This window comes from Streptomyces pactum (genome assembly GCF_002005225.1).
GTDB lineage: Bacteria > Actinomycetota > Actinomycetes > Streptomycetales > Streptomycetaceae > Streptomyces > Streptomyces pactum_A.
This window is the reverse complement of record NZ_CP019724.1, coordinates 5142955-5160852: the sequence shown is the minus strand read 5'-3', so window position 1 is coordinate 5160852 and position 17898 is coordinate 5142955. Positions and strand designations below refer to the sequence as shown.

At 71.6% G+C, this 17898-nt stretch carries 14 protein-coding genes and 1 riboswitch; of the genes, 1 reads left to right on the top strand and 13 read right to left on the bottom strand.

Going from position 1 to position 17898, the window contains the following annotated elements; genetic code table 11:
- Positions 1-25 precede the first annotated feature (25 nt).
- A complete protein-coding gene (locus B1H29_RS22000) occupies positions 26-2554 on the top strand; it encodes an ABC transporter permease (protein ID WP_055417299.1) in 2529 nt (842 codons plus the stop codon).
- Positions 2555-2722: 168 nt separating this feature from the next.
- Here B1H29_RS22000 and B1H29_RS21995 read toward each other — a convergent pair whose 3' ends face one another.
- From B1H29_RS21995 to B1H29_RS21935, 13 genes are all read right to left on the bottom strand, one after another.
- Positions 2723-4024 carry an SAM-dependent methyltransferase gene (locus B1H29_RS21995; RefSeq protein ID WP_055417300.1) on the bottom strand — a complete coding sequence of 434 codons (1302 nt, stop codon included), beginning with the start codon at positions 4022-4024 and terminating at the stop codon, positions 2723-2725.
- A 243-nt stretch (positions 4025-4267) separates the two neighbouring features.
- A complete protein-coding gene (locus B1H29_RS21990; protein WP_079160382.1) occupies positions 4268-5686 on the bottom strand; it encodes an NAD(P)/FAD-dependent oxidoreductase in 1419 nt (472 codons plus the stop codon).
- Between the two features lie 418 nt (positions 5687-6104).
- Positions 6105-7046: a Ppx/GppA phosphatase family protein gene (locus B1H29_RS21985; RefSeq protein WP_055417302.1), complete on the bottom strand. Its 942-nt coding sequence runs from the start codon at positions 7044-7046 to the stop codon at positions 6105-6107.
- Positions 7043-7639, bottom strand: a complete 597-nt coding sequence (locus B1H29_RS21980) for a DUF501 domain-containing protein (protein ID WP_055417303.1) — start codon at positions 7637-7639, stop codon at positions 7043-7045. The genes B1H29_RS21985 and B1H29_RS21980 overlap by 4 nt, the downstream gene beginning before the upstream one ends.
- Positions 7640-7688: 49 nt before the next feature.
- Positions 7689-8171: an FtsB family cell division protein gene (locus B1H29_RS21975; protein ID WP_055417304.1), complete on the bottom strand. Its 483-nt coding sequence runs from the start codon at positions 8169-8171 to the stop codon at positions 7689-7691.
- A gap of 142 nt (positions 8172-8313) precedes the next feature.
- The gene (gene eno, locus B1H29_RS21970) at positions 8314-9594 is read right to left on the bottom strand and encodes a phosphopyruvate hydratase (RefSeq protein ID WP_079160811.1); all 1281 of its coding nucleotides are present in this window, start codon (positions 9592-9594) and stop codon (positions 8314-8316) included.
- Between the two features lie 292 nt (positions 9595-9886).
- Positions 9887-10621, bottom strand: a complete 735-nt coding sequence (locus B1H29_RS21965) for a transglycosylase family protein (protein WP_055417306.1) — start codon at positions 10619-10621, stop codon at positions 9887-9889.
- Positions 10622-10624: 3 nt separating this feature from the next.
- Positions 10625-10791: riboswitch (cyclic di-AMP (ydaO/yuaA leader) on the bottom strand.
- Positions 10792-10974: 183 nt separating this feature from the next.
- On the bottom strand, positions 10975-12060 hold the full coding sequence (locus B1H29_RS21960) for a transglycosylase family protein (protein WP_055417307.1): 1086 nt from the start codon (positions 12058-12060) through the stop codon (positions 10975-10977).
- 143 nt (positions 12061-12203) lie between these two features.
- Positions 12204-13511, bottom strand: a complete 1308-nt coding sequence (locus B1H29_RS21955; protein WP_055417308.1) for a cytochrome P450 family protein — start codon at positions 13509-13511, stop codon at positions 12204-12206.
- Between the two features lie 78 nt (positions 13512-13589).
- A complete protein-coding gene (locus B1H29_RS21950; protein WP_055417772.1) occupies positions 13590-14585 on the bottom strand; it encodes a nucleoside triphosphate pyrophosphohydrolase in 996 nt (331 codons plus the stop codon).
- A gap of 112 nt (positions 14586-14697) precedes the next feature.
- Entirely contained in the window at positions 14698-15345 is a 648-nt protein-coding gene (locus B1H29_RS21945; protein ID WP_055417309.1) for a SurA N-terminal domain-containing protein, read from the bottom strand.
- A 258-nt stretch (positions 15346-15603) separates the two neighbouring features.
- Positions 15604-17094 carry a serine/threonine protein kinase PkaE gene (pkaE, locus tag B1H29_RS21940; RefSeq protein ID WP_267891944.1) on the bottom strand — a complete coding sequence of 497 codons (1491 nt, stop codon included), beginning with the start codon at positions 17092-17094 and terminating at the stop codon, positions 15604-15606.
- 38 nt (positions 17095-17132) lie between these two features.
- On the bottom strand, positions 17133-17861 hold the full coding sequence (locus tag B1H29_RS21935) for a hypothetical protein (RefSeq protein ID WP_055417311.1): 729 nt from the start codon (positions 17859-17861) through the stop codon (positions 17133-17135).
- Positions 17862-17898 lie beyond the last annotated feature (37 nt).

Here is a 17898-nt window from a genome sequence, read left to right as displayed (position 1 = left end):
TCGTAAGTCTGGACACAGAAGACCCATGTTCCGTACCGCCTTGCGCAACGTATTCGCGCACAAGGCCAGGTTGTTGATGACCGTGCTCGCCGTGATGCTCGGCGTGGCGTTCGTGTCGGGCACCCTGGTCTTCACCAACACCATCTCCGACGCCCTGCAGAACAGTTCCGCCAAGGGCTTCGACCAGGTCGACGTCGCCGTGACCACCGAGTACCAGGAAGCCGAGGGCGACAAGGTCGGCGAGGTCCCCGAGCTGACCGAGGCCCTCCTCGACGACAGCGCGAAGGTGCCCGGCGCGGCCTCCGCCATCGGCGTGGTGACCGGCTTCACCGCCGTCGCCGACAAGGACGGCGACCTGATCGGCGACGGCTGGAGCACGCAGGGCGGCAACTACTGGGGCGCGAAGGACCCCCGGTACCCGCTGACCGACGGGCGCGCGCCCAAGGGCGCGGGCGAGATCCTCATCGACGCCAAGACCGCCGAACGCACCGGCTACGGCGTCGGTGACACCGTGCGGATGTCCGTCGACGGCCCGGTCATCACCCCGAAGGTCGTCGGCGTCTTCACCACCGACGACGGCAACGTCGCGGCCGGCGGCAGCCTCACCCTGTTCGACACGGCGACCGCGCAGAAGCTGTTCGGCAAGGCGGGCACGTACGACGAGATCGACGTCAAGGCGAAGGCCGGTGTCACCCAGGCCGCGCTGAAGGCGGAGCTGGACAAGGCGCTGCCGAAGGACCTCGTCGAGACCACCACCGGCAAGGAGCTGGCCGACGACCAGGCGGAGATGATCGCCTCGTCGATGAGCGGCATGAAGCAGGGGCTGCTGGTCTTCGCGGGCATCGCGCTGTTCGTCGGCACGTTCATCATCGCCAACACCTTCACGATGCTGGTCGCCCAGCGCACCAAGGAACTGGCCCTGATGCGGGCGGTCGGCGCCTCCCGCCGGCAGATCACGCGGTCGGTGCTGATCGAGGCGTTCGTGGTCGGCGTCGTCGCCGCGGTGACCGGCCTGCTCGCGGGCATCGGCATCGGGGCCGGGATGCGCGCCCTGATGGGCTCGATGGGCGCGGTCGTGCCCGACGGACCGCTGGTGGTCTCGCCCGGCACGATCGGCGCGGCCCTCGCGGTCGGCGTGCTGGTCACCATGCTGGCGGCGTGGCTGCCGGGCCGCCGGGCGGCGAAGATCCCGCCGGTCGCCGCGATGAGCAGCGTGCACGCCAAGGCCACGACGAAGTCGCTGGTGCTGCGCAACACGCTGGGCGCGCTGGTCTCGGCCGCCGGCGTCGCGGTCGTCCTCGCGGCGACGACGATGGAGGGCTCCGACGGACAGGCCCCCATGGGCATGGGAGCGGTGCTGCTGATCATCGGCGTGTTCATCCTGACGCCGCTGCTCTCCCGCCCGCTGATCGCCGCCGCGGCACCGGTGCTGCGCGTGTTCGGCGTCTCGGGCAAGCTCGCCCGGCAGAACTCGGTGCGCAACCCGCGCCGCACCGCCGCCACCGCCTCCGCGCTGATGATCGGCCTGACCCTGATCACCGGCATGACGGTGATGGCGGGCAGCCTGCAGAAGTCGATCGACAAGATGGCGTCGGCGTCGATCGAGGCCGACTACGTGGTCTCCATGGCCAACGGCAACTACCTCAGCCCGGACGTCGCCGAGAAGCTCGGCAAGGCCGACGGGATCACCGCCATCAGCCCGCTGCGCAACGCGGAGTCCCGCATCGGCGGGGAGACCGAGTACCTCACCGGCGTCAACGGCTCCACGATCGGCGAGCTGACCGACCTGAAGGTCGAGCAGGGCGCCTTCCGGGTCGGCGGCACCGACGTCGTCGTGGACGCCGACACCGCGAAGGAGCACGGCTGGAAGGCCGGCTCCGCCTTCACCGCCGCCTATGAGGACGGCGAGAAGCAGAAGCTGGAGGTCGCCGGGGTCTACGAGGGCAACGAGATGATCCGCGGCATCATGGTCGACCTTCCGACCGTCACGCCGCACCTGTCGGACCCGGTCGACATGCAGGTGATGGTGAAGATGTCCGACGGGGCCTCGTCGGCCTCGAAGGACAGCCTGACGCAGGCGCTGGACACCAACCCGGCGATCAAGATCCAGGACAAGAAGGACATCTCCAACGAGATCGCGAAGATGTTCACGCTGATGCTGAAGATGCTCTACGGCCTGCTGGCCATGTCGGTGATCGTGGCCGTGCTCGGTGTCATCAACACCCTGGCCATGTCGGTCTTCGAACGCTCCCAGGAGATCGGCATGCTGCGGGCGATCGGCCTGGACCGCAAGGGCATCAAGCGGATGGTCCGCCTGGAGTCCCTGGTGATCTCCCTGTTCGGCGGGGTGCTCGGCATCGGCCTGGGCGTGTTCTTCGGCTGGGCGGCCGGTGAGCTGATGGGCACGACGATGCCGACGTACGAGCTGGTCCTGCCCTGGGGCCGGATGGGCGTCTTCCTGCTGCTGGCCGCCGCGGTGGGCGTCCTTGCGGCGCTGTGGCCGGCCCGCCGGGCGGCGCGCCTGAACATGCTCCAGGCCATCAAGGCGGAATAGCCGGTACGGCGGACCGGCCCGTACGGCGCGAGAGCCGGTACGGCGGACCGGCCCGCGCGGCGGAGCAGCCGGCAGGCAGACGGCGGGCCCCGTTCCCGGGTGGGATGCTGTTGGATTCACAGCATCCCGAGTGGGAGCGGGGCCGTCGCGCGTGCGCGGGGCGTGGGGTCAGTTCCAGGTGCGGGCGCGCAGCGGCATGCCGGAGCCGCCCGGCTCGGGGGTTTTCACGGCGAGGACCTGGTTGACGCCGATGCGGTTGCGCTCGAAGGCGAGCGCCGAGGCGGCCATGTAGAGCTGCCAGACACGGGCGCGGCCGGGACTGACCAGCCGGGTGGCCGCCGCCCAGTCGGACTCCAGGTTGGCGACCCAGCGGCGCAGGGTGAGCGCGTAGTGCTCGCGGATCGACTCCACGTCGCGCACCTCGAACCCGGCGCGCTCCAACTGGGTGACGGTGGTGCCGACGGGGGCCAGTTCGCCGTCGGGGAACACGTAGGCGTCGATGAACTCGTCCACGCTGTAGGCGGACTCGTCCCGCCGGGGGCGGCGGGCGATCTGGTGGTTCAGCAGCCGCCCGCCCGGCTTGAGGAGCCTGAACAGGTCGACGGCGTACTCCAGGTACCGCTCGGCGCCGACGTGCTCGGCCATACCGATGGACGAGATGGCGTCGTACGGCCCGTCTGCGACGTCCCGGTAGTCCTGGACGCGGATCTCCACCCGGTCGGTGAGGCCCTCGTCGGCGACGCGCTTGCGGGCGAACGCGGCCTGCTCCTGGGACAGCGTGACGCCGACGACGCTCACGCCGTGCTCGCGGGCCGCGTGGATCGCCATGGAGCCCCAGCCGCAGCCGACGTCGAGGAGGCGCTGACCGGCGCTCAGGCCGAGCTTGCGGCTGACCAGTTCGAGCTTGTCGCGCTGCGCGTCCTCCAGGGTGCCGCCCTCGGCCGGAGGGGCCGGCCAGTAGGCGCAGGAGTACACCATGGACGGTCCGAGGACCAGCTCGTAGAAGTCGTTGCCGACGTCGTAGTGGTGGCTGACGGCCCGTCTGTCGCTGCGCTTGGTGTGCAGGTGGCCGCGGGCCCGGCGGACTTCCTCCGGCGGCGGGGCGGGCGGCAGCGGCGGCCCGGCGAGCCTGAACAGGCCGCGTACGGCGGCCCGCACCTCGGGGTCGCGGAGCGCCTCGCCGAGGCCGCGGGCGTCCTCACCGCGCTCCCAGACGAGGCCCGCGATCAGGCCGAGGGCGGTGTAGAGGTCGCCGTCGACGTCCAGGTCGCCGGCCACCCAGGCGCGGGCCAGGCCCAGTTCGCCCGGCTTGAACAGCAGGCGGCGCAGGGCCCTGCGGTTGTGGACGACGAGTGTGGGCGCGCCCGGCGGGCCCGCCTGCGAACCGTCCCAGGCGCGGATGCGCACCGGGAGTGGTACCCCCAGCAACTGTTCGAAGAGGCTCTGCAGCCGCAGCGCGGCGTCAGCCATGGCATACCTCCGTGACGAGCGATCCCGGAATGTCCATCACCACGTAAACACCTGGGAGCCCGCCGTACAGTCCCCGGCGCGCGTTACGACCGAGCAAAATACCTGTACACCCCACGGGGTCTGTCGTCCCGTTGGCGCGCGGGACAGCGCGCGGGACAGCACCCGGGACAACGCGAAGGGGCCGCCCGCACCACGGATGGCGGGCGGCCCCTTCGGGGGACTACTGCGGGAGGCGACCGGAGGTCAGGAGGCCTTGGCCTTCTCCTCGGTCTTCTCCGACTTCGCGGCCTTCTCGCTCTTGCCGGCGGCCTTCGGCGCGGCGGCCGGCGCCGGCTTGGCGGCCTCGTAGAACTCCTCGCGCGGGGTCTCCATCGCGCCGAGGGAGACGACCTCGCGCTTGAGGAACATGCCGAGCGTCCAGTCCGCGAAGACGCGGATCTTCCGGTTCCAGGTCGGCATCGCGAGACCGTGGTAGCCGCGGTGCATGTACCAGGCGAGACGTCCCTTGAGCTTGATCTTCATCTTGCCCATGACGATCATCGCCACGCCCTTGTGCAGGCCGAGGCCAGCAACCGCGCCCTTGTTGGCGTGGCTGTAGTCCTTCTGCGGGAAGCCCCGCATACCGGAGATCACGTTGTCGCCGAGGACCTTGGCCTGGCGCAGCGCGTGCTGGGCGTTCGGCGGGCACCAGGCGTTCTCGTTGCCCGCCTTGCGGCCGACCAGGTCCGGCACCTGGGCGTTGTCGCCCGCGGCCCAGATGTAGTCGGTGCCCTTGACCTGGAGGGTCGGCTCACAGTCGACGTGACCGCGGGGACCCAGCGGCAGGCCGAAGCGGGAGAGCGCCGGGTTCGGCTTGACGCCGGCCGTCCACACGATGGTGCTGGAGTCGACCTCCAGGCCGTTCTTCAGCACCACGTGGCCGTCGACGCAGGAGTCCATGGAGGTGGACAGGTAGACCTCGACGCCGCGGCCCTCGAGGTGCTCCTTGCCGTACTGGCCGAGCTTCGGACCGACCTCGGGAAGGATCTTGTCGGCGGCGTCCACGAGGACGAAGCGCATGTCCTCGCGGGAGACGTTCTTGTAGTACTTGGCCGCGTCGCGCGCCATGTCCTCGACCTCACCGATGGTCTCCGCGCCGGCGAAACCGCCGCCGATGAAGACGAAGGTGAGCGCCTTGCGGCGGATCTCCTCGTCGGTGGTGGAGTCGGCCTTGTCGAGCTGCTCCAGGACGTGGTTGCGCAGGCCGATGGACTCCTCGATGCCCTTCATGCCGATGCCCTGCTCGGCGAGGCCGGGGATCGGGAAGGTGCGGGAGACCGCGCCCATGGCGATGACCAGATAGTCGAAGGGCAGCTCGTACGCCTCGCCCACCAGCGGGGAGATCGTGGCGACCTTGCGGTCCTGGTCGATGGTGGTGACCCGGCCGGTGAGGACCTCCGCCTTCGGAAGCACGCGTCGCAGGGGGACGACGACGTGCCGCGGGGAGATGTTGCCGGCGGCGGCTTCGGGGAGGAAGGGCTGGTAGGTCATGTACGACCGCGGGTCGACGACGGTGACGGTCGCCTCGCCGTAACGCATCTTCTTCTGGATGCGTCGAGCTGCGTACAGGCCTACGTACCCACCGCCTACTACGAGGATCCTGGGACGCTCCGTGGTGCTCATGCCATCGAGTATCCACCCGCCTGAGGGGGGTGGTTCGTGCGCCCCTTCACAAGCTCATGTCAGGGCTGTGCTACCATCCGCCGCCCACGTGATCCAGATCATGGTGAGGAAGGGAACCGGCGGGCCCGGCACCCCGTTGTCAATGCCGCGTGAGCTGCTCCTCCGCATCGCCGGGGACAGTGGACCAGCCCTCCGGGACCCCTCGCCGGACCCCTCCCCGAACACCGTCCTGAACGCGTTCAAAGGGCAGTTGAACCACCAAAAGGGTCAACCGGCGCGCATTCGTCGCCCGACAGGACCCAATTCCTTGTGAAGAACTTCACGAACTTTCCCGACGGGATGTCGCCGAGGGGCCCCGAAGGGCCCCCGACACGCGCTCAATCGTCGTCCGTCCTGCTCAGACCGCGACCGCGGACGGCTACGCCACCGACCACGCGATGCCGTCGAGGATGTCGTGCTCGCTCACGACGACCTCCTCCGCGCCGGTCCGCTCCATGATCGAGAGCAGTACGAGCGCCCCCGCCCCGATCACGTCGACGCGCCCCGGATGCATGGAGGGGACGGCCGCGCGCTCGGCGTGGGTGGACCGCAGCAGCCAGTCGCTGATCTCCCGGACCCGCGCGCGGGTGACCCGGGAGTGGTGGATGGCGGCCGAGTCGTACTCCGGCAGCTCCTGCGCGATCGCCGACACCGTCGTCACGGACCCGGCCAGCCCGACCAGCGTGCGCGCCTCGCGCAGCGGCACGGTCTCCTCGGCGAGGTCCAGGGCGGCCTCGATGTCGCCCCGCATCGCCGCGACCTGCGCCTCGGTGGGCGGGTCGGTCACCGCGCCGTCGTGCACCAGGTGCCGCTCGGTCATCCGCACGCAGCCGACGTCCACGGAGCGGGCGGCGCGCACGTGGTCGTCGCCGACGACGAACTCGGTCGAGCCGCCGCCGATGTCGACGACCAGGTAGGGCTTGTCGAGGTGGTCCCGCCCGCGCAGTTCCTTCGTGGCACCGGTGAAGGAGAACTCGGCCTCCTGGTCGCCGGAGATGACCTCCGGCTCCACGCCCAGGATGTCCAGCACCCCGCGCACGAAGTCGTCCCGGTTCTCCGCGTCGCGGGAGGCGGAGGTCGCCACGAAGCGCAGCCGCTCGGCGCCGTGCCCCTTGACGACCTCGGCGTACTCGCGGCAGGCGGCGAAGGTCCGCTCCAGCGCCTCGGGCGCCAGCCGCCCGGTGCGGTCGACGCCCTGCCCGAGCCGCACGATGGTCATGCGGCGGTCCAGGTCGGTCAGCTCGCCGGTGGCCGGGTCGGCGTCGGCGACCAGGAGCCGGATGGAGTTCGTACCGCAGTCGATGGCGGCGACACGGGTCACTTGCCGTCCTCCTCGTCCGTGAGGTCCGTGAGGTCCGTGAGGTTCTCGGAGTCGGTGAGGTCCTTGGGGTCGGCGAGGTCCTTGGGGGACACGCACGGTCCCTTGCGCCACCACTCCGGCAGCATCGCGATCGCCTCGTCGCCCAGCGGGTTGACGCCCGGCCCGGCCGCCAGCGAGTGGGCGACCAGCACGTGCAGGCACTTCACGCGGTCCGGCATGCCGCCCGCGCTCGGGAAGCCGGTCAGCTCCTCGATCTCGTCGCGGCGCCGGACGTAGTCCTCGTGCGCGGCGCGGTAGGCGGCGGCCAGCTCCGGGTCGGCGGCCAGGCGCTCGGTCATCTCCTTCATCACGCCGTTCGCCTCCAGCGTGCCGATCGCGGAGGCCGCCTTCGGGCACGTCAGGTAGTACAGCGTGGGGAAGGGCGTGCCGTCGGGCAGCCGCGGTGCCGTCTCCACGACGTCCGGCTGTCCGCAGGGGCAGCGGTGCGCGATGGCCCGCAGGCCGCGCGGGGGGCGCCCGAGCTGCTGCTTGAAGGCCTCGACGTCCGCGTCGGTGGGCTCGGTGCGCGGGGTGGTCGGCGGGGGAGTCTGCATGACTGTCTTCTGCTGGTCTTCCTGTTGAGTCACTGCCGGCGCGGTCGGTTCACGGCCGGCGGGCGGCGGCGTCGGCCTTGTCGACCCCGTCCCAGACGTTCCGGTACCAGGGGCGGTCGGCCCCGCCGGCCTCGGCGCGGGCCTGCTTGGCCGCGTCCGGGTCGACGACGACGAACCCCGTCTCCCCCGGCATCACGTAGTGCAGCCGCAGCCGGATCTGCTGTTCGGCGTAGGCGTCGTCCTGCCAGCGCGCCTTGAGGTCGCGCAGGTCCTCGACTCGGTCACGGGTCTCCTGCTGCTCCCGCCGCAGGTCGGCGATCTCGGCGCGCTGGGCGACGTACTGCCGTATCGGGTAGGCGAGCGCCACGACGAGGGAGCAGAGCACCATCGCGAGCAGCGCGGCCCGGCCGGTCAGCCGGGAGCGGCGGGCCTGGCGCTTGGTCTGCGAGCGGTAGACCCGGGCCGCGGTCTGTTCCCCGATGATCCGGATCCTGGTCGCGGTGGAGAAACGGTCCCGGTCCTTCACCGCCATGTCCCCGCCTCCCGTCCACCTTCATGCGTCGCGTCCTGCGTCGTCATACGTCGTCATGGCCGTCATACGTGCGTACGTCCCCGCACACGGTACGGGACCGGGTACGGGGACGTACGTACGACGCTTCCTGCAAGAGCGGTACTCAGCCCTTGAAGCGGGGGAACGCGCTGCGGCCGGCGTACACCGCGGCGTCGTCGAGGATCTCCTCGATGCGCAGGAGCTGGTTGTACTTGGCGACGCGCTCGGAGCGGGCCGGGGCACCGGTCTTGATCTGGCCGCAGTTGGTGGCGACGGCCAGGTCGGCGATGGTGACGTCCTCGGTCTCGCCGGAGCGGTGGGACATCATGCACTTGAAGCCGTTGCGCTGGGCCAGCTCCACGGCGTCCAGGGTCTCGGTCAGCGAACCGATCTGGTTCACCTTGACCAGCAGGGCGTTGGCGGCGCCCTCGTCGATGCCGCGGGCCAGGCGCTCCGGGTTGGTGACGAACAGGTCGTCGCCGACGATCTGGACCTTGTCGCCCAGCTTGTCGGTGAGGGCCTTCCAGCCGTCCCAGTCGTCCTCGAACAGCGGGTCCTCGATGGAGACCAGCGGGTACGCCGCGACCAGCTCGGCGTAGTACTCGGTCATCTCGGCGGCCGTGCGCTCCTTGCCCTCGAAGGTGTAGGAGCCGTCCTTGTAGAACTCGGACGCGGCGACGTCGAGCGCGAGGGCGATCTGCTCGCCGGGGGTGTAGCCGGCCTCCTTGATCGCCTCGAGGATGAGGTCGAGGGCCTCGCGGTTCGAGCCGAGGTTCGGGGCGAAGCCGCCCTCGTCGCCGAGGCCGGTGGCCAGGCCCTTGTTCTTCAGGACCTTCTTCAGCGTGTGGTAGACCTCGGCGCCCCAGCGCAGGGCCTCGGAGAAGGACTCCGCGCCGATCGGGGCGATCATGAACTCCTGGATGTCCACGTTCGAGTCGGCGTGCGACCCGCCGTTCAGGATGTTCATCATGGGCACCGGCAGCAGGTGCGCGTTGGGGCCGCCCAGGTAGCGGAAGAGCGGCAGGTCGCTGGCCTCGGAGGCGGCGTGGGCCACGGCGAGCGAGACGCCGAGGATGGCGTTGGCGCCCAGCGAGCCCTTGTTGTCGGTGGCGTCCAGGTCGAACATGGCCTGGTCGATCAGGCGCTGCTCGGTGGCGTCGTAGCCGACGAGCTCCGGGCCGATCTGCTCGATGACGGCCAGGACGGCCTTCTCGACGCCCTTGCCCAGGTAACGGCCCGCATCGCCGTCACGCAGTTCGATGGCCTCGAAGGCGCCGGTGGAGGCGCCGGACGGAACGGCGGCACGACCCGTGCTGCCGTCGTCGAGGCCGACCTCGACCTCGACCGTGGGGTTGCCTCGGGAGTCCAGGATTTCCCGGGCTACGACGACGTCGATGGACGGCACGAGCATCTCCTTCTTCAATGTGACGCTTCGGTGTGACGCGCGGGCCCGCGGGACCGCAGCGGCTCTGCGGGACCGAGCCTAACCGGCTCCGGGCGATCGGCCAGCCGATCGCCCACCCGCTGGACAGAACCGAGAGTAAATTGTTTCCGAACGGAACAAAGACGTTTCCGGAAACCGGGGCGAGGTCGAGGGGAGGCCGGGGGGAGGCCGGAGCGTGGCCGAGGCGTAAAAAGCCCGTCCCGGTGCGTACGGGGGAACACGCACCGGGACGGGAGCAAGGGGGGACCGCCGTTTACTTCAGGTGGAGCTGCTGACCCGGGTAGATCAGGTCGGCGTCGTCGACGATGTCGTCGTTCAGCTTGAACAGCTTCGCCCAGCCGCCCTTGACGTCGTGCTCCTCGGCGATCGAGCTGAGGGTGTCGCCCTTGACGACCTTGTACTCGCCGTCGCCCTTCTCGACCTTCTTGCCGGTCGGGGTGGTGACGGTCTTCTTCTCGGCGGCCGGACGCTCGGCGGAGCGGGAGGCCTTCTGCTCGCTCTCGCGGCTGTCCGAGGAGCCGGAGGACTGCGCGGAGCCCGAGGACTGCGCGGAGCCGGAGGACTCGGACGAGCCGGACGAGTCGGAGCCGGCCGAGGAACCGCCGCCGGTGTACGCGGCGTTCGACAGACCGGTGCCGCAGACCGGCCAGGCACCCTTGCCCTGGCCCGCGAGCACCTTCTCGGCGATCTCGATCTGCTGCGCCTTGCTGGCCTGGTCGGCGGTGGCGGCGTACTGAGTGCCGCCGTAGCCGGCCCAGGTGGAGGCGGAGAACTGCAGACCGCCGTAGTAACCGTTGCCGGTGTTGATGGACCAGTTGCCGCCGGACTCGCACTGGGCGACGGCGTCCCACTCGGACGCGGTGGCGGCGGAGGCGTTGCCGGCCGCCATCAGCGGGGCGGCGACGGCGGCACCGGTGACACCGGCGACGGCGATGACACGGGTGGCCTTGGACGGACGGCGGTGCTTGCCCTTGCCGGAAAACAGCATGGTTGATCCCCTCACCGACGCCTGCGAGGTGAGCTGTCGGGTTCGGGCCGGTTGAGTTGCCCGGCCGGGTTCCTCACGGAACTCGGCTCCACCCCTAGCCGCTCCGGCACAACTGCCCGGTGCGGCACTTACCTTGGGTCCCCCGCTCCTGCCTTCGGCGCTTGACGCGACGACTGTTCCCGGACGGCCGCTGGCAGGATTCGGCGTTGCGGCAGCCGGGGCCCGCGATGGCGAGCGGTCACGACCGTAGACACGCACTCCGCGGATTTTCAAAGACGATCACGGCTTCTGAGACCTATCTCTCACGTGATCCAAAACGGACATACAGCCTCTAACCGTGACGCGAACTGCCCCTACTTTTCGCCCGATTCGCCCGTGACCGTGAGCGTCTGACCGGGCAGGATGTGGTCCGGGTCGGTGCCGACGACCTCCTTGTTGCCGGCGTACAGCGAGCGCCACCCGCCGTCGAGCTCGAGGGAGTCGGCGATACCCCAGAGACTGTCCCCGGAACGGACCGTGTACGAGCCGTCCACGACCTCCCGCGACTCGCCCTCACCGCGCGAGGCGTGCCGCCCGGACGACTCGGCGTCGCGGCCGTCCGCCGCGCCCTCGTCGGCGCTGCCGCCGCGGTGCTTGCCCGCCCCGGACTGCCCGGTGTCGGTGAGAGACGAAGAACCGTCACCCTGACCCGACTTGTCCGATTCGCCGACCCCCGCCTCCGGCGAGGCCGTCGGAGACGCGTCGGCACCCTGCGGACCGGCGCTCCCCGTGGGCTCGGATTCGGGCGACGTGTCGGACTTGGTCGAATCGTCCCCACTGTCCGACGTGGAGTCGGACGAGGACGACGAGGACGACGAGGGCGACGCAGCGGCTGAAGGGGTCGAGGGAGACGCGCCGGAACCGGGCTCCGACGACCCGGTCGAACCCGATGAGCCGTTCAGGCCGGACGAGCCGTTCAGGCCGGACGAGCCGGACGCGTCGGGGGCGTCCGACGCCTCGGGAGTTTCCGACCCCTCCGACGAGCCGTCACCCGTCGCACCCGTACCGCCGATGACGGAGCCCGAGTCGTCGCCCAGGCCCGCGAGCAGACCGCAGGTCGGCCAGTTGGCGATGCCCTGGTCCGCGTGTACCTTCTCGGCGATTCTTATCTGCTGGGAGCGACTGGCCTGGTCGGCGCTCGGCGCGTACTCCGTGCCGCCGTACCGCTCCCAGGCGTCCTGGGACAGTTGCAGGCCGCCGTAGTACCCGTTGCCGCTGTTCTGGCTCCAGGCGCCGCCGGTCTCGCACTCGGCTACGCGATCCCAGTTCGCCCCGTCGGCCGCGTGGGCGCCGGTGGCGCCGAGGAGCGGGATCGCGATGGCGGAGCCGGTCACTCCGGCGGCGACGACCAGGGCGGGAGCCTGGCGGGGGCGGCGGTGACGACCGTTCCCGGAGAGCATGCGACGACCTTTCACGAGACAGCGGGGAGCGCGCGGCGGGTGATGTTCGGCGCCACGCTGATTCGTGAACGTATAGGCAGATGATCGCTTGTCACAAGTTCATGCCGCGCAGATCACGTGAAGATCACAGAGTTGAGCGCGTGTCACTTTTGCGTCGGCGATGAACCGTTGTCCGCCGATGACGGGACGGGTGTGAACGACACGGGCAAGGTGCGCAGACCGCGCATGATGAGTCCGCCGCGCCAGCGCAGTTCGGCCGGGTCGGCGGCCAGGCGCAGATCGGGGAGGCGGGTGAGGAGCGTGGCGAGGGCGGTCTGCCCCTCCAGCCGGGCGAGCGGGGCGCCGAGACAGTAGTGGATGCCGTGGCCGTACCCGAGGTGCTGGCTGTCGCGGCGGGAGAGGTCCAGGGTGTCCGGGTCCGTGAACCGCTCCGGGTCCCGGTCGGCGGCGGCGAGGACGACGAGGACGGGGTCGCCGGCGGCGATGTCCTGCCCGCCGATGGTGAGCGGCCGGGTGGCGAAGCGCCAGGTGGCCAGCTCCACCGGGCCGTCGTAGCGCAGGAGTTCCTCGACGCCCGTCTCCAGCAGGGTGTGCTCGCCGGCGGCCAGGGACGTCTGCAGGCGGGCCCGCTGCCCGGGGTGGGTGAGCAGGGCGTACGTGCCGTTGCCGATGAGGTTGACCGTGGTCTCGAAGCCCGCGAAGAGCAGGATGAAGGCCATCGCCGCGGCCTCGTTCTCGGTGAGGTGTTCACCGTGGTCGGAGGCGCGGATGAGGCCGGAGATGAGGTCCTCGCCGGGGCCGGGCTCGGGCGGCAGCGCCGCGCGTTTGCGGTGGATGAGGTCGGCGAGGTAGCCCCGCATCTTCTTCACCGACCGCGCGACCCCGCCCCGTGGCCCACCGCCGTGACGGATCATCATTCCCGCCCAGTCCCGGAAGTCGTCCTGGTCCTCGCGGGGTACGCCGAGCAGGTCGCAGATGGCGTAGATGGGCAGCGGGAAGGCGAACTCGTGGATCAGGTCGGCGCTGCCGGTGGCCGCGAACCGGTCGATGAGGTCGTCGGCCAGCTCCTGCACCCTCGGCGCGAACTCGGCGACCCGGCGGGGCGTGAACGCCTTGCTGACCAGCCGGCGCAGGCGGGTGTGGTCCGGCGGGTCGATGTTCAGCAGGTGGGTCATGAGTTCGGCCTTCCGCTCCCCCGGAATGCCGGTCTTGCCCTTGGCGTGCGCGGGCTCGTCGTGGTGCGCCGGGTTCTTGGACAGCCGCGGGTCGGCGAGGGCCTGTTTGGCGTCGGCGTACCGGGTGACGAGCCAGGCCTCCACGCCGCTGGGCAGCCGCGTGCGGTGCACCGGAGCGTGCTCGCGCAGCCAGGCGTAGGCGGGGTAGGGGTCGCTCGCGAACTCCCAGGTGAAAAGCTCGGGGGCGGGGCGGTCGGGCGTGGAGTGGTCGGTCACCCCATGACCGTATCCGGGGCGCCGGAGGTGTCCGCGGCGCCGGTGACCTCCCGCCGCGGGCCCCGGACGGCACCGGCCTCAGCCCCCGGTGCCCTCGGCCTCCCTGATCGCGTCCCGGTACGCCCGGGCCGCCGCTCTCAGTGCCGCCTCCGGGTCCGTGCCCTCGGCCTCGGCGCGTGCCGCCAGGGCCAGTAGTTCGTAGCCGACGCCCTCGCCGGAGGGCAGCGGGACCCGCAGGCCCGCCGTGCGCACCCGGGAGGCGAGCTTGGCGGCGAGGGCGAGACCCGGCTGGCCGAGGGGGACGCCCTCGGTGACCGAGGTGCGCCGCTTCTCGGCCGCCTTGGTGCGCAGCCAGTGCTCCCTCACCTCCTCCGGGGTGGACGCCGTCTCGTCGCCGAAGACGTGCGGGTGGCGGTGGATCAGCTTGTCGACGATGGTGCCGGCCACGTCGTCGACGGAGAACGGCGCGTCCGGGTCCTCCTCCGCGATGCGGGCGTGGAAGACGACCTGGAGGAGTACGTCGCCCAGTTCCTCCCGGAGCTCCTCGCGGTCGCCGTCCTCGATCGCCTCCACGAGTTCGTACGCCTCCTCGATGGCGTACTTGGCCAGGCCCTCGTGGGTGCGCCGCGACGACCAGGGGCACTCGGCGCGGATGCGGTCCATGACCTGGACGAGGTCGAGCAGGCGGGCGCCGGGAAGGTCGTAGGAGGCGGGGAGCAGCTCCAGGTCCGGCATCCGGACGCGGCCGGATCCGGCGAGGCGGGCCAGTCGGTCGGTGAGGGCGGGGTCGCCCTCACCGGTCGCCACGACCACCACCGTGTGGCCGCCGGCGCAGGCGGCGACCAGTTCCTCGGCGGTCGGGGCCGCCTCGTCGACCCGTATGCCCGCCTCGCGCAGGTACGGCAACTGCGGGTGCGCCCCGTCGGCGCACAGCACGCGGTCGGCGCCGCGCAGGACCTGCCAGGCGGGCCAGGACAGCAGGCCGGGGGCGACGCGGTGGCTGGTGGTGAGCAGGACGATGCGGCCGGGGTCGGGGGCGGTGCCGGAGGTGGTGTCGGCGGTGGTTGCGTTCACGATCAGAACGTAACGCACGCGGCCGACAGCCCTGTGAGTTGTCCACAGGGCCGTCGTCCACAGGGCCCGCGTCCACCGGGACCGGCCGTCCGGGAAAGGCCGCGCAGGACCGTTACGCCGTCTGCTGCGTCCGCGCCGCCGTGATCTCCCGCACCCACGGCACCTCGCTGTCGACGCGGCTGCTCTTGCGCACGTCCCAGGCGCCGTAGCGCGGGTTGAGGTCGACGTCGAGCTTCTCGGAGGCCTTGGACAGGGCCTGCCAGAACTCGGGCCGACCGGTGTCGGTGCCGAGGCTCTCGGCGAGCTTCTGGGCCTCCAACTGGAGGCGGAGGTTGTCCTCGAGGCGCTCGGGCGCGACGCCGTACTGCTGCAGCCAGACGGTCTCCAGCTCCTTGGCACCGCCGGCCTGCTCCTCGAAGCCGCCGCGCATCGACTGCACCTCCCGGCGGGTGACCGTCACTCCCGCGTCCTGGGCGGCGCGGTGCAGGACCCGGTCGAGGACCATGCTGTGCAGGGTGTCGCGGGTGAGGGTGCCGGTGCGGGCGACGACCTGCTGGTACTGGTCCTCATCCGAAACGGCGGCCCGCTGTGCCTCGCGCACCTCGTCGACGCGGTCCTCGAGCTGGGCGATGGTGATCCGCTGGTCGCCCACGACGGCCGCCGCCCCCGGATGCGCGTCGTTGCCGCAGGCGGTGAGCAGGGGCGACGCGGCGGCGATCACGGCGGTGAACAGGAGCGCGGTGCGACGGCGGCGGTGCAAGGAAACCTCCCGTTGGAGATTGCGACAGACAGGTGCGCCGCGCGGCGCCTCCACCACGGGTGGTGGTCGGGCGACGGGCGGGCGCACAAGGTCTTGCGATGATCGATGGTAGGCAGTGGCCCGGCTCTGGCCAACCCATTCGACCAACGATTCACCAGGACTTCGGGCACCGCCGCGCCGTCCGCGCCGTCCGCGCCGTCCTCCGGGCCGGGAGCGGGGCCGAGACCGGGGCCGCGGCCGAGACCGGGGCCGCGGCCGTCAGCCGCGTACCTGGCCGAGCCACTGGAGGGTGCGCCGGATCTCGGCCGCGAGCGGGTGAGCGGGGTCGTGGACGCGCTCCACGTCGTGCAGCAGCCGGGCCAGCGTCTCGTGGGCGGCGGCGCGGTCGCCGAGGGCGAGGAGCAGGTGGCCGATGCGGCGGCGGACGTCGTGGGCGAGGTCGGGGTCGCCGGCGACGTACTGGTTCTCGTAGTACGGCAGCAGCGCGCGGTACTCGGCGAGGGCGGCCGCCGGTTCGCCGAGCTGTTCCAGGCACTGGGCGGCGTCGTAGCGGTGGCGCAGGGACTGGGGGTCGGCCTGGCCGGCCTCGGCGGCGCGTTCGTCGGCGAGGCGGCGCAGTTCGGGCAGGGCGCGCCGGTACTGGCCGTCGTCCATGAGGGTGGCCGCGTACTGCTTGCGCAGGGTGCGCACGACCGGGGAGCGTTCGCCGTGCTGTTCGGCGGCGGCCGGCAGGATCGCGCCGAGGATGTCGACGGCCTGGGTGATGCGGCCCTCGCCGAGGAGGCGCTTGACGTCGTCGACGGCACGGGCGACGTCCGGCTTCTCGGCCTCGGCGGCCGGCGGCACGGGTGCCGGCCGTGGCGCGGGGGTGCGTGCGCGGTCGGGCCAGGGGGCGTGCGGGCGGACGAAGGGGCGGGTGGGGTCGAGGGGACCGCCGGTGGGCATGCCGCGCGCGGGCAGCAGCAGTGCCAGGTGCTCGTAGACCTCCTGGGCGGAGGCGGGGCGGTGCTGCGGGTCCTTGGCGAGCAGGCGCAGGACCAGGGCTTCGAGCGCCTCGGGGACCTCGGAGCGGACACGGCGCACGGGCAGCGGCGGCTCGTACAGGTGCCGGTGCAGTACACCGAGGGCCGTCGATCCCGCGAACGGGACGTCTCCGCTGAGCAGCTCGTGCAGGAGTACGCCGAGGGCGTAGAGGTCGGTGTACGGGCCGACGGCGCCGCCCATGGCCTGCTCGGGCGCCATGTAGGCGGGCGAGCCGATGGGGGTGCCGGTGTGGGTGAGGCGGGTGGTGTCGGCGTCCATGACGGAGGCGACGCCGAGGTCGAGGACGGTGACGGTGCCGTCCTGCTTCACCATCACGTTGCGCGGCTTGAGGTCGCGGTGGACGATCGGCACGGCGTGCACGGCGCTCAGTACGGCGCACAGTTGCGCGGCGACCGCGACCGCCCACTGCCAGGGGTACGGATCGTGCTCGGCGAGGTGGTCGGAGAGGTCGGCGCCGTCGACGTACTGCATGACGAGGAACAGCTCCTCGCCCTCGCTGCCCGCGTCGTGCACCGTGACGAGGCCGGGGTGGTCGACCTGTGCGGTCACCCGGCACTCGCGCACGAACCGGCGGCGCAGTTCGTCGGCCTCCTGGCCGGCCACCTTGTCGGGGCGCAGCAGCTTCACCGCCACGCGCCGGTCGAGCCGCCGGTCGTACGCCGTCCAGACCTGGCCCATGCCGCCCTGGCCGATGAGCGTGGACAGCTCGTACCGGTCGGCGACGACACGCCCTGCCGCCACGGTCACCGTCCGCCCCGGTCGTCGCCGTTGCCGTCGTGCCGGCGCAGGTAGTCGCTGAGCTCGTCGAGCTCGGCGCGGACCTGGTCGATGCGGGCGGGGGCGGGGTGCCGGGGCGGCGGGGTGGGAGCGGGTCCCCGGGGCACGGGTGTCTGGGTCATTGGCGGCTGGGGTGCCGGTGCCTGGGGTGCCGGAGCTCGGGGCGGCGGGGCTTGGGGCATCGGCGCCTGGGGTGCCTGGGCCATCGGGGCCGGGGGTGCCTGGAAGCCGGGGTGGGCGGGCCGCGGGGCGGGGGTGTGCGGGGAGTGCGGTACGAGCGTGGGCGCGTACGGTCCCGCGGGCTGGGTCTGGCCGTAGTGCGCGGCGAGGGCCTGGGGCGGCGGCGCGTAGCCGGTGAACTGCCGCGGTGCGGCGTGCAGGCGTATGTCGACCACGAGGAAGTACGCGCTGGCCGCCGCTCCGATCAGCAGGAGAGCGGCCATGGCGACGTCCGTACGGCGGTCGCCCTCCGGCAGCGAACCGACCACGGCGAGGCAGCCGATGGACGCCGGCAGGCTCAGCCAGGCCACGGTCCAGTCGAGCCCGCGGCCGCGCAGCACGGCGATCCGGAACAGCGGGACGCAGGCGAGCAGACCGCACGTCAGAAATCCGGCGGCGGCGAACAGCACGCGCAGGGTGATGACGGTGGCCGCGCCGCGGGAGGGCGGCGGCCCGGCGGCGCTGTTGCCGTACATGACTGCTCCTGGACCGGTGATGCCGATGTGCCGGACG

Coding starts and splice junctions, on each gene's coding strand:
- B1H29_RS22000 (WP_055417299.1), top strand. CDS start 26: ATGTTCCGTACCGCCTTGCGCAACGTATTCGCGCACAAGGCCAGGTTG.
- B1H29_RS21960 (WP_055417307.1), bottom strand. CDS start 12,060: ATGCTCTCCGGGAACGGTCGTCACCGCCGCCCCCGCCAGGCTCCCGCC.
- B1H29_RS21990 (WP_079160382.1), bottom strand. CDS start 5,686: ATGAGCACCACGGAGCGTCCCAGGATCCTCGTAGTAGGCGGTGGGTAC.
- B1H29_RS21980 (WP_055417303.1), bottom strand. CDS start 7,639: ATGCAGACTCCCCCGCCGACCACCCCGCGCACCGAGCCCACCGACGCG.
- B1H29_RS21975 (WP_055417304.1), bottom strand. CDS start 8,171: ATGGCGGTGAAGGACCGGGACCGTTTCTCCACCGCGACCAGGATCCGG.
- B1H29_RS21935 (WP_055417311.1), bottom strand. CDS start 17,861: ATGTACGGCAACAGCGCCGCCGGGCCGCCGCCCTCCCGCGGCGCGGCC.
- B1H29_RS21965 (WP_055417306.1), bottom strand. CDS start 10,621: ATGCTGTTTTCCGGCAAGGGCAAGCACCGCCGTCCGTCCAAGGCCACC.
- B1H29_RS21995 (WP_055417300.1), bottom strand. CDS start 4,024: ATGGCTGACGCCGCGCTGCGGCTGCAGAGCCTCTTCGAACAGTTGCTG.